This is a genomic window from Pseudomonas sp. P1.8 (assembly GCF_001269805.1).
In the GTDB taxonomy this organism is placed as follows: Bacteria; Pseudomonadota; Gammaproteobacteria; order Pseudomonadales; family Pseudomonadaceae; genus Aquipseudomonas.
In genome coordinates this window covers 23,546-34,659 of the sequence record NZ_LHVM01000022.1, presented here as the reverse complement: position 1 = coordinate 34,659, position 11,114 = coordinate 23,546, and the positions used below count along the sequence as shown (strand labels likewise).

The 11,114-nt window shown below is 59.5% G+C and carries 9 protein-coding genes; all 9 read right to left on the bottom strand.

Annotated elements, in window-relative coordinates; translation table 11 throughout:
• Positions 1 to 14: 14 nt before the first annotated feature.
• A complete protein-coding gene (locus tag AD668_RS22880; protein WP_053162470.1) occupies positions 15 to 1,031 on the bottom strand; it encodes a class I SAM-dependent rRNA methyltransferase in 1,017 nt (338 codons plus the stop codon).
• Positions 1,032 to 1,185: 154 nt separating this feature from the next.
• A complete protein-coding gene (locus AD668_RS22875; protein WP_053162468.1) occupies positions 1,186 to 2,052 on the bottom strand; it encodes an oxygenase MpaB family protein in 867 nt (288 codons plus the stop codon).
• 99 nt (positions 2,053 to 2,151) lie between these two features.
• Complete coding sequence (acs, locus tag AD668_RS22870) at positions 2,152 to 4,089, bottom strand: acetate--CoA ligase (protein WP_053162467.1); 1,938 nt, start codon at positions 4,087 to 4,089, stop codon at positions 2,152 to 2,154.
• Positions 4,090 to 4,290: 201 nt separating this feature from the next.
• The gene (pgi, locus tag AD668_RS22865) at positions 4,291 to 5,955 is read right to left on the bottom strand and encodes a glucose-6-phosphate isomerase (protein WP_053162465.1); all 1,665 of its coding nucleotides are present in this window, start codon (positions 5,953 to 5,955) and stop codon (positions 4,291 to 4,293) included.
• A gap of 223 nt (positions 5,956 to 6,178) precedes the next feature.
• Positions 6,179 to 6,559, bottom strand: coding sequence for an aspartate 1-decarboxylase (panD, locus tag AD668_RS22860; protein WP_003228271.1), 381 nt, complete (start codon positions 6,557 to 6,559; stop codon positions 6,179 to 6,181).
• Between the two features lie 117 nt (positions 6,560 to 6,676).
• Positions 6,677 to 7,537, bottom strand: a complete 861-nt coding sequence (gene panC, locus AD668_RS22855) for a pantoate--beta-alanine ligase (protein ID WP_053162463.1) — start codon at positions 7,535 to 7,537, stop codon at positions 6,677 to 6,679.
• Positions 7,534 to 8,334 (bottom strand): 3-methyl-2-oxobutanoate hydroxymethyltransferase, encoded by an 801-nt coding sequence (gene panB / locus AD668_RS22850; protein ID WP_053162461.1) that lies wholly within the window; start codon positions 8,332 to 8,334, stop codon positions 7,534 to 7,536. The genes panC and panB overlap by 4 nt, the downstream gene beginning before the upstream one ends.
• A gap of 386 nt (positions 8,335 to 8,720) precedes the next feature.
• The gene (folK, locus tag AD668_RS22845) at positions 8,721 to 9,206 is read right to left on the bottom strand and encodes a 2-amino-4-hydroxy-6-hydroxymethyldihydropteridine diphosphokinase (protein ID WP_053162459.1); all 486 of its coding nucleotides are present in this window, start codon (positions 9,204 to 9,206) and stop codon (positions 8,721 to 8,723) included.
• A 3-nt stretch (positions 9,207 to 9,209) separates the two neighbouring features.
• Positions 9,210 to 10,610 (bottom strand): polynucleotide adenylyltransferase PcnB, encoded by a 1,401-nt coding sequence (locus AD668_RS22840; RefSeq protein WP_053162456.1) that lies wholly within the window; start codon positions 10,608 to 10,610, stop codon positions 9,210 to 9,212.
• Between the last annotated feature and the right edge of the window lie 504 nt (positions 10,611 to 11,114).

Here is an 11,114-nt window from a genome sequence, read left to right as displayed (position 1 = left end):
TATCCGACGTCAGTTTACAGCTGCAAAATAAGCGTTTTCAGAGGCGGCTGTTGATCCGCCGACGGGAAATCGGCACCCGGTTTCATCACCGTCCACTCCCGAACGGGCCGCCCGGCCTTCTCGGCGCAGCGCAGGACCTGCTCGCGCCAATCGTCCATGCTGACCTTTGCCAGGTTGTTGCAGCAGATCAGCACGCCGTTGTCAGCGGTAGTCAGCAGCGCCGGTTTCAGCAGGCTCTGATAGTCGCGCAGCAGATCGACGGTACCAAAAGCACTCTTGGCCCAGGCTGGTGGGTCGAGCAACACCAGGTCGTACTGACGTTGCTCCAGGCGTTGATAGCTCGGGAGTTTTTGCCCGCGACGCTGGCTGATCGGCAGTCCGGCCAATTGGCGAATCGCCGGGAAGTAATCGGACTGGATGAATGACATGGTCGGCAACTGCGGGTTCAGCAGGCCGTTTTCCCGACCCACCGCCAGGTTGCCTTCGGCGAAGTCGAGGTTGCATACCTCGCTTGCGCCACCGGCCGCGGCGCTGAGGCCGACGCCACAGGTATACGCAAACAGGTTCAATACGCTTTTGTTCTTGCTGTGATCCTTGACCCAACCGCGTGTATTGCGCAGGTCGAGAAACAGCAGCGGGTCCTGACCGGCATGACGCCCGCGAACCCGGTAATTGAGGCCCCACTCGTGACCGACCAGGTCTTGCAGGGCGGCATCGTCGGCACGGTACACGATGTCTTCGCGGTCGATGCGTGAGTTGCCACGGGAACGGTCGTTGTAGACCAGCAGCAAGTCGAGGCCCAGGTGTTGATTGATCGCTTGGTGCAATTGCAGCAGCGCCTCGCGTTCCAGCGGCTGGTGGAAACTCTGCACCAGCAATTGCGGCCCGTAGCGGTCGATGGTCAGGCCACCGGCGCCTTCCTGGCTGCCATGGAACAGGCGGTAGCAATCGGTGCCCTGCTGATGCAGTTCGGCAAGCAGGTCCTGGCGATGTTCGAGGGCGGCGCGCAGCGCCTGATTCAAGGAAGACATGCTGGGCGCCTTGCTGGAGGATTTGGGCGCGGGAGTTTAACAGTTTGGAGCGCAACCTGTAGGCGCTGCGATGCGGCCTTGCGACTTGCCAGCGAAGGCCGCAACACAGCTTATCTGACAATCCGCATTTTGGTTATCGCTGGCAAGCCAGCTCCTACAGGCCCATCCGCCGCCTGGCACGTTGCACCGAGCCATTGCGTACCGCCCAGCGCAACATCGGCGCACTGCGATTGACGCTGGCGCGGATCAGTTTGCGTTGCAACGGGTTCTGGCTGACGCCGAGCATGTCGCTGGCCCAGTCCGGCAGCAAATCTATCCCGGCCTGCATCATCAACCCGCCGAAAGGCTTGGCCAGGCGGCTGGGGGAGGGAGCATTCAATAGCAGGCGCAGCACTTCACGACTGCGTTCATCGCACAACAGTTGCGGGCGAATGCGTTCAAGGTAGTCGCGAATTTCTTGCCGCGAGCGGGGCACATCTCGGGCGCCGAGCCGTTCGGCGACCAAGGCAATTTCGGCGTAATAGCGATCCTGATCCGCGAGGGACAAGTGTGGATTGCGATAGCGCAGGTGCGCGGCGAGAAAGTTGCTGACTTCCGCGACGTGTACCCAGGTCAGCAGGTCCGGATCGCTGGCCGCGTAAGGGCGCCCATCCGGCGCCGTGCCCGTCACTTGCAGGTGAATGGTGCGCACTTTTTCGATCAGCCAGTCGGCGTCCTGGCGTGAGCCGAAGGTCGTGCCGGAGATGAATTGCCCGGTGCGCCGCAGGCGCCCGAGCATGTCCTCGCGAAAATTCGAATGGTCCCAGACCCCGGCCAGCGCCAGCGGATGCAGGGCTTGCAGCATCAAGGCACTGATGCCCCCGATCAGCATGCTGCTGAAGTCGCCGTGGACTTGCCAGCTCACCGAATCGGGTCCGAACAGGCCAGGGTCGCCCTTGGGATTTTCCAGATCGAGCTTGCCGAGGGATAAACCGGTCAGGCTCATGATCTGGGTTTCGATGCGGGTGCGGATGAATTCCATAATGAACCTGTAGGAGCGAGCATGCTCGCGATGGACGTGAGGATACGCGGTGCGTTTGAGTCCATCGCGAGTGAACTCGCTCCTACGCAAGGCAGTACGTTATTGATTCAGGCGTTTATCGATCAGGCCTTGTACCACGCTTGGGTCGGCAAGGGTCGAAGTGTCGCCCAGGGTGTCGAGTTCACCGCAGGCGATCTTGCGCAGAATACGCCGCATGATCTTGCCCGAACGGGTTTTCGGCAAGGCCGGCGCCCATTGGATCAAGTCCGGTTTGGCGAAACTGCCGATCTCTTTGCTGACATAAGCCAACAGCTCCTTCTTCAGTTCATCGTCGGGCTCGACGCCATTCATGGGGGTGACGAAGGCATAGATGCCCTGGCCCTTGACGTCATGGGGGTAACCGACCACGGCAGCCTCGGCGATGCTGTCGTGCAGCACCAGGGCGCTTTCGACTTCGGCGGTGCCGATGCGGTGGCCGGACACATTGATCACATCGTCGATGCGTCCGGTGATCCAGTAGTCGCCATCTTCATCGCGTCGCGCGCCATCGCCGGTGAAGTAGTAGCCGGGGTAAGGTTTAAAGTAGGTGTCGACCATGCGCTGCGGGTCACCGTAGACGCTGCGGATTTGCGCGGGCCAGCTGGATTTGATCGCCAGCACGCCGCTACCGGCGCCTTTGATTTCCTTACCCTGTTCGTCGAGCAACACCGGTTGCACGCCGAACATCGGTTGCGTGGCGCAGCCAGGTTTGATTCGTTGCGCACTGACCAGCGGGCTGAGCATGATGCCGCCGGTTTCGGTCTGCCACCAGGTATCGACAATCGGGCAACGCTCTTCGCCGACGGCGTGGAAATACCATTCCCACGCTTCCGGGTTGATTGGTTCGCCGACGGTGCCGAGCAGCCTGACGCTGGCCCTTGACGTTTGCTTCAAGGGTTCCGGGCCTTCTCTCATCAGGGAGCGCAAAGCGGTCGGGGCGGTGTAGAAAATGTTCACCTTGTGCTTGTCGATCACCTGCCAGAAGCGTGAAGTGCTGGGGTAACTCGGCACGCCTTCAAAGATCAGCGTGGTCGCGCCGTTGGCTAGCGGGCCGTAGACGATGTAGCTGTGGCCCGTGACCCAGCCGACATCGGCGGTGCACCAGAAGACTTCGCCGTCGCGGTAGTCCAGCACGTATTTGAAGGTCATCGTCGCCTGTAGCAAGTAGCCGCCGGTGGTGTGCAGTACGCCTTTGGGTTTGCCGGTGCTGCCGGAGGTGTAGAGGATGAACAGCGGATCCTCGGCGTCCATCGGCTCGGGCGGGCAATCGGCGCTGGCGTCTCGTAGCGCCTGGTGATACCGGATGTCACGGCCTTCGATCCATTCGACTTCACTGTGGGTGTGCTCGACGACGATGACGGTGCTGACATTCGGACAACTTTGCAGCGCCTTGTCGACTTTCTCTTTGAGCGGTACGGGTTTGCCGCCCCGAACGCCGGCGTCGGCGGTGATGACGGTCTGGCAGTCGGCGTCGAGAATGCGGTCGCGTACGGAGTCAGGCGAGAAGCCCCCGAATACGACCGAGTGCACCGCGCCAATGCGGGTACAGGCGAGCATGGCGAAAGCCGCTTGCGGAATCATAGGCATGTAGATGCACACGCGATCGCCTTTTTTCACCCCTCGGCTTTTCAGCACATTGGCCAGGCGACAGACATTTTCATGCAGTGTTTTGTAGGTGATCGAGAGGGAGTCGGCAGGGTCGTCGCCTTCCCAAATGATTGCGACCTGGTCGCCGCGCTGTTGCAAATGGCGGTCGATACAGTTGTAGCTGACGTTCAACTTGCCACCAGCAAACCAGCTGGCTTCGCCGGTTTTCAGGTTATAGCGCTGGACGGTGTCCCACGGCGCGCTCCAGTCGAGGAAGCGTGTGGCCTGTTCGGCCCAGAAGGTGCTGGGGTGTTCGATGGACTGGCGGTAGAGGCGGTGGTAGTCGTCTTGACTCAATTGTGCAGCCCGGCGGACGGCATCGGCTTTGGGGAACGTGCTGATATCGAACATGACGGTTCCTTATTCTTGTTTTGCGACAAGGATAAAGATGCGCCGAGAGGTCAATGGGTTCAAGAGGGGAGCGGTACGACCCTCGTAGGAGCTGGCTTGCCAGCGAAAGTGGTGGATCAGTCAATATTTATCGGACTGACACACCGTCTTCGCTGGCAAGCCCGCTCCTACAGAGGAGGGCATTACTGCCGCACCGTCAAATCATCCGCGGTGACGACCGCGGAAGTAGTTGATCAGGCCTTGTGTCGAGGCATCTTCGGCAGGGGTTTCTTCGCTGCCGACCAGGCGGTTGTAGACACCTTTGCCCAACTCTTTGCCCAGCTCCACGCCCCATTGGTCGAAGGCGTTGATGCCCCAGACCACGCTTTGCACGAAGACTTTGTGTTCGTACATCGCCACCAGCGCACCGAGGCGGCGCGGGCTGATGCGTTCAACCACCAGGGTGTTGCTCGGTCGGTTGCCCGGGATCACTTTGTGCGCGGCGAGTTTCTGTACCTCGTCTTCGCTCATGCCCTTCTCGCGCAGCTCAGCTTGGGCCTCGGGCAGAGTTTTGCCCAACATCAATGCCTGGCTCTGGGACAGGCAGTTGGCGTACAGCCACTGGTGGTGGTCGGACAGCGGGTTGAAGCTGACGATCGGCACAATGAAGTCGGCCGGAATCAGTTGGGTGCCCTGGTGCAGCAACTGGTGATACGCATGCTGGCCGTTGCAACCAACGCCGCCCCAGATCACTGGCCCGGTGTCGGTGGAAACCGGTGTGCCGTCCTGGCGCACGCTCTTGCCGTTGGACTCCATGTCCAGCTGTTGCAAGTGCTTGGTGATGTTACGCAGGTAGTGGTCGTATGGCAGGATCGCGTGGCTTTGCGCGCCCCAGAAGTTGCCGTACCAGACACCGAGCAAGGCCAGCAGCACCGGCATGTTCTGTTCGAACGGCGCGGTCTGGAAGTGTTGGTCCATGGTGTAAGCACCGGACAGCAGTTCCTTGAAATTCGACATGCCGATGGCGAGGGCGATCGGCAAACCAATGGCTGACCACAGCGAGTAACGTCCACCGACCCAGTCCCACATCGGGAAGATGTTTTCTTCGCGGATACCGAACGCCACGGCGGCGGCGTTGTTGCTCGATACCGCGATGAAGTGGCGGTACAGCTCGGCTTCCGAACCACCCTGAGCCAGGTACCAGGCACGGGCGGCCTGGGCGTTCTTCAGGGTTTCGAGGGTGTTGAAGGATTTCGACGAGACGATGAACAGCGTGGTCTCGGCGCGCAGCTTCATGGCCAGTTCGTGGAATTCGCTGCCGTCGATGTTTGCCAGATAGTGGCAACGCACACCTTTCTGGGCGTAGGACAACAGTGCTTCGGAGACCAGCTCGGGGCCGAGGAAGGAGCCACCGATGCCGATGTTCACTACGTCGGTGATCGGTTTTTCGGTGTAACCGCGCCACAGGCCGTCATGGATTCGGCCAACGAGGTCGGTGATCTGGTTCAACACCTTGTGCACTTCAGGCATCACGTTGACGCCATTGACTGACAGCTTGTCGCCAACCGGACGGCGCAGCGCGGTATGGAGTGCTGGGCGACCTTCTGAAGAATTGACGATTTCGCCGTCGAACAACGCCTTGATTGCGCCCTTGAGGTCGACTTCGTTAGCCAGGCCCACCAGCAGATTGCGGGTCTCGGCGTTGATCAGGTTCTTCGAGTAGTCGAGAAACAGGCCGCAGCTGCTGAGAGTGAATTGAGTAAAGCGCTGCGGATCGGCATTGAACGCCTCCCGCATGCTGAAATCCTGCATGGCTTGGCGGTGGTCTTTCAGCGCTTGCCAGGCGGGCAGAGCGGTCACGTCGTGAGGGGTGCGGTAGTACGCCATCGCTGCGGGTTTCCTTTTTACTTGAACGGCATTTTTAATACTGAAAATACCGGAGCGCTGTGGGTGGGCGTCCGGTCAACTGCGACGATTCGATTTCATGGCGCAGGGCGAATACAGTAAACCCCGCGTCATGATCTGTCTTGACTTTGTCTGACCTGTTTCCGGTACTTTTTTAACATCGAAGTTAGGAACGGTCCGACAAACGGAGGAGAAAGCGCCCGGATCAGGCGACCTGGACCGGAATGGCGTTGCTGGTGTGGCTCAGTTCATTGCCTGGCGCCATGTAGAGCATGCGCGGCTTGAAGTTGAGCAGTTCGGCTTCGCTGTAGTGGGCGTAAGCGCAGATGATCACGCGGTCACCGACTTTAGCCTTGTGCGCGGCCGCGCCATTGACCGAAATCATGCGCGAGCCTTCTTCGCCTCGAATGGCGTAGGTGGTGAAGCGTTCGCCGTTGTCGACGTTGTAAATCTGGATTTGCTCGTACTCACGGATACCGGACAGGTCGAGCCATTCACCGTCGATGGCGCAGGAACCTTCGTAATCAAGGACGGCGTGGGTGACTTCGGCGCGATGCAGTTTGGCTTTGAGCATGATGGCGTGCATGGATCTTTCCCAGGTCGGCGGGCAAATGGCCCGAAGGGTTGGTGGGGGCAATGCATTACAGGTGGGCACAGCACAACCCCTGTAGGAGCAAGCTCGCTCCTACAGGTTTTTTCGTGTTCAGACGAGCGCGTCGAGGTTCAGGTGCAGGTTGTCGATCAGCCGCGTGGTGCCGAGGAACGCCGCCACCAGAATCACGAGGTCGCGATCTTCCGCCGTTGCCGGGTGCAAGGTCAGGGCATGGCGAATTTCCAGGTAATCCGGACGCAGACCCGTCGCTTCGAGCTGTTTGATTTGTGCGTCGATCAGCGCCGGGAAATCCCTCTGGCCCTGCTTGATCGACTCGGCGATCTCGCTCAACGTGCGATACACAATCGGCGCTATGGCCCGTTGTTCTTCGCTCAGGAAGCTGTTGCGCGATGACAGCGCCAGGCCATCGGCCGCGCGCACGGTTGGCTCGCCGATGATCTGGACCGGCATGTTCAAGTCATGCACCAGTGCGCGAATCACGGCTAGTTGCTGAAAGTCTTTCTGGCCGAAAATCGCCAGGTCCGGCTGGACCATGTTGAACAGTTTGTTGACCACCGTCGCCACGCCTTCGAAATGCCCCGGACGGCTCGCGCCGCACAAACCTTCGGACAATTGCGGGACGCTGACGCGGGTCTGGCCCGTCATGCCGTCGGGGTACATCTCTTCAACGGTGGGTGCGAACAACAGGTCGCAACCGGCTTCGAGGAGTTTTTCCTGGTCGGCGGCGAGTGTGCGCGGGTATTTGTCGAGGTCTTCGCCAGCACCGAATTGCAGCGGGTTGACGAAAATGCTCGCGACCACGAAATCCACCCGTTGGGTGGCCTTGGTAATCAACGCCACGTGACCACTGTGCAAGTTGCCCATGGTTGGCACGAAGCCTATGCGCTTGCCTTCGTTGCGGGCGCGGGCCACAGCGGCCCGTAGTTCGCGTACGGTTTTTACGGTGTTCATGCAGAAAATCCGTGTTCGATTCCTGGGAAAGTCGCCGCTTTGACTTCAGTCACATAGGCACGCAAGGCCGCATCAATACTGGTTTGGCCGGTCATGAAGTTTTTCACGAATTTTGGTACGCGGCCGGTAATGGACAATCCCAGCATGTCGTGCAGGACCAATACCTGACCGTCGGTGCGATGGCCGGCGCCGATCCCGATCACGGGAATATTCACCGCCTGGGTAATTTCCTCAGCCAGTTCGCTGGGTACGCATTCAAGCAGCAGCATCGCCGCGCCAGCCTGCTCCAGGGAAATTGCATCGGCACGCATCTGCCGCGCCTGGTTTTCGTTGCGGCCTTGAACCTTATAGCCACCCAGGATGTTCACCGACTGCGGCGTCAGGCCCATGTGCGCGCATACCGGGATGCCGCGTTCGGCTAGCAGGCGGATCGAGTCGGCCAGCCACAATGCACCTTCGACCTTGACCATGTGCGCACCGGCCTGCATCAACAGGGCGCTGTTGGTCATGGCTTGTTCGGTGGTGGCATAAGCCATGAAAGGCAGGTCGGCGAGAATCAAGGCATCGCTGTTACCGCGTTTGACGGAGGCGACGTGGTAAGCCATTTCCGCAGTGGTAACGGGCAGGGTGCTGTCGTGACCCTGCAGAACCATGCCGAGGGAGTCGCCCACCAGCAGCACTTCGACTCCCGCCTGATTGCAGGCGTGGGCGAAGGTCGCGTCGTAGCAGGTCAGCATGGTGATCTTTTCACCTTTTTGCTTGAGACCTTGCAGGGTGGTCAGGGTGATGGCTGGCATGAAAAGTTCCTCATTCAGGCGCTGTGGAAACTACTGCGAGTAACGCGCGTGATTCTTCGATAAACACAGGCGCACGTTCTTCTGTCGTGCTTTTAAGGCCTGGATTGCGCCCTTTAACGCCGTGTTGGCGGCAGCGGGACGCCTATAGTCGTGAGGAGAACGAGGGAAGTCAATTGTGTGTGTTACCGCATTGTTACGGGTGGGGTGTTACCGGGGTAACTGATGCGATTCAGCAGGTTTGTTCGATTCGGCGGCCAGTTGCACTTTTGTGTTCACCACAAACCAATGTAAAAGCGAGCCTGCCAGCGATGGCGCTGGATCAGTACATACCAATATTGGATGTACTGCCGCCATCGCGAGCAGGCCGCTCGCGCAAGGGATTTGGGTCAGTTCGGGGGGAGTCGCTCCAGGCCGACGAACGGGCATGCCTTGAGCAGTTCGGCCAGGGTCCGGCCATCGGCTAATCGCAGATCCGCCGGTGCCAGCTCGGCGAGCGGATACAGAACGAAGGCCCTTTCCTGCATATGGTAGTGCGGGACCTTGAGGCGCGGCTCGTCGATCAACCGGTCACCAAACAGCACAATATCGAGGTCCAGCGTACGTGGCCCCCAGCGTTCAAGGCGTTCGCGGCCTTGTCCATTTTCAATGGCTTGCAGGGCATCCAATAACGCCAACGGCGCCAATGTACTGTCGAGTGCGGCGACCGCGTTGGTGTAGCGCGGTTGACCCGGCAGCAGCGAGTCGCTCTGGTAAAACGCAGAAACCCCGAACAGCTCAGAATGGGGTAACTGCGCCAGTGCCTCGACAGCACTGCGCAACTGTTCGGCGGGTGCAGCCAGGTTGCTGCCCATGCCGATATAAACGCGTTCCATGGATTACTCGTCCGTGGTGCTCGAAGCGCCTGCGGCGCGTTTTCGCTTGGAACCACCGCTGCGCCGACGTTTGCGCGGCCCCCCGGTGCCGTCGTCTTTGCCACTGAGGTCGCGGATCATGTCGCGACGCTCGCTTTCATTGGCGTCCTGATAGTCGGTCCACCACTCGCCCAGACCGTCGGTCTGCTCGCCAGCGCTTTCGCGCAGCAGCAAGAAGTCGTAACCGGCACGGAAGCGTGGATTGTCCAGCAACAGATCGGCACGCTTGCCGCTGCGGCGTGGCAGGCGCTCCTGCATGTCCCAGATCTCGCGGATCGGCATGGTGAAGCGTTTCGGAATCGCAATGCGTTGGCACTGTTCTGCAATCAGCTCGTGCGCCGCTTCCTGCATCGCCGGAATCGGTGGCATGCCACGTTCTTGCAGGCGCAGGACGCGTGCCGGCAGGGCCGGCCAAAGCAGGGCTGCAAACAGGAAGGCCGGGGTTACCGGTTTGTTCTGTTTGATCCGCAGATCGGTGTTTGTCAGAGCTTCGCTGATCAAGGTGTGCGTGTACGTGGGGTTGTATTCCAACGCTTCGGCACTGGCCGGGAACAACGGATCGAACAGTTGCAGGTCGACCAGCATTTCAAACGTATCGGCGGCATGGCCGGAGAGAAACAGTTTGAGCACTTCTTCGAACAGGCGGGCCGAAGGGATTTCTCGCAACATCGGCGCCAGTTCACGGATGGGCTGGGCGCTGTGCTTTTCGATGCCGAAATTCAGCTTGGCGGCGAAACGCACTGCCCGCAGCATCCGCACCGGGTCTTCCTGGTAGCGCTGCTTCGGATCACCGATCAGACGGATCAAATGATTGCGGATGTCGTGTACGCCATTGGCGTAATCGAGGATGCGCTCACTGACCGGATCGTAATACAGGGCATTGATGGTGAAGTCGCGACGTTGCGCGTCTTCCTCCAGCGTGCCGTAAACGTTATCACGCAGAATGCGCCCGCTCTCGTTGCGGGAAGACTGGTTGCTGTCTTCCTCTTCTTCGTTTTGCGGGTGATTGGCGCGGAAGGTCGCGACTTCGATGATTTCGCGGCCGAAGTGGATGTGCACCAGTTTGAATCGGCGACCGATGATCCGCGCGTTGCGAAATTCGGCTCGTACCTGTTCTGGAGTGGCGCTTGTGGCAACGTCGAAGTCTTTCGGCGTGATACCCAGCAGCATGTCGCGCACACAACCGCCGACCAGGTAGGCCTGGTATCCGGCGCTCTGCAGGCGTTCGACGATATTCACCGCATAACGGCTGAATTGCGCCTTCTGCAGCGAGTGTTGGCCGCTGTTGAGCACTTCAGGCGTACTGCGAATGTGTTGCGTATGACGCTTTGGAGAACGGAATGACTGGAACAGCTTCTTCAGCATGGGATGCACTGTTTGAAGGAATATTCGGCCATACCAGAAGAACGACCGCATGATGGGCGGGGATTCTAGCATTTAGTCGGGGGATGGTGTAGGACGACGCGTTATGACCCTGTAGGAGCGAGTATGCTCGCGATGGTCGTCAACGATTACGCGGGGAATCAGATGCCCAGGCGGCGCCTATGAGTTTTTCGCGAGCACGCTCGCTTCTACAGGGGGCTGGGTGATTTCTTTGAATCGCGGAAACCACAAGGGGAGCCGAAGCTCCCCAAGAAGTAGTTGCATGCTCTATTTTTATTTTTGGTTTCGGGCTTTTTATTTTTGTTGAGTGCCCTCGTCATGAAGCTTTTCCTTCATGACCCTCCCAATCGGGAGCCAAGAGCAAACGGATTGCTTTGGTCGCTGAATTGCAGTGATCTTTCGATCCAACCAGTACAGGCTCTGTCTTAGGACAGTTTTTTGTTGTTCTCGGCCTGGTCGTGGGGCTAGCCCCAAATACAACGCCTC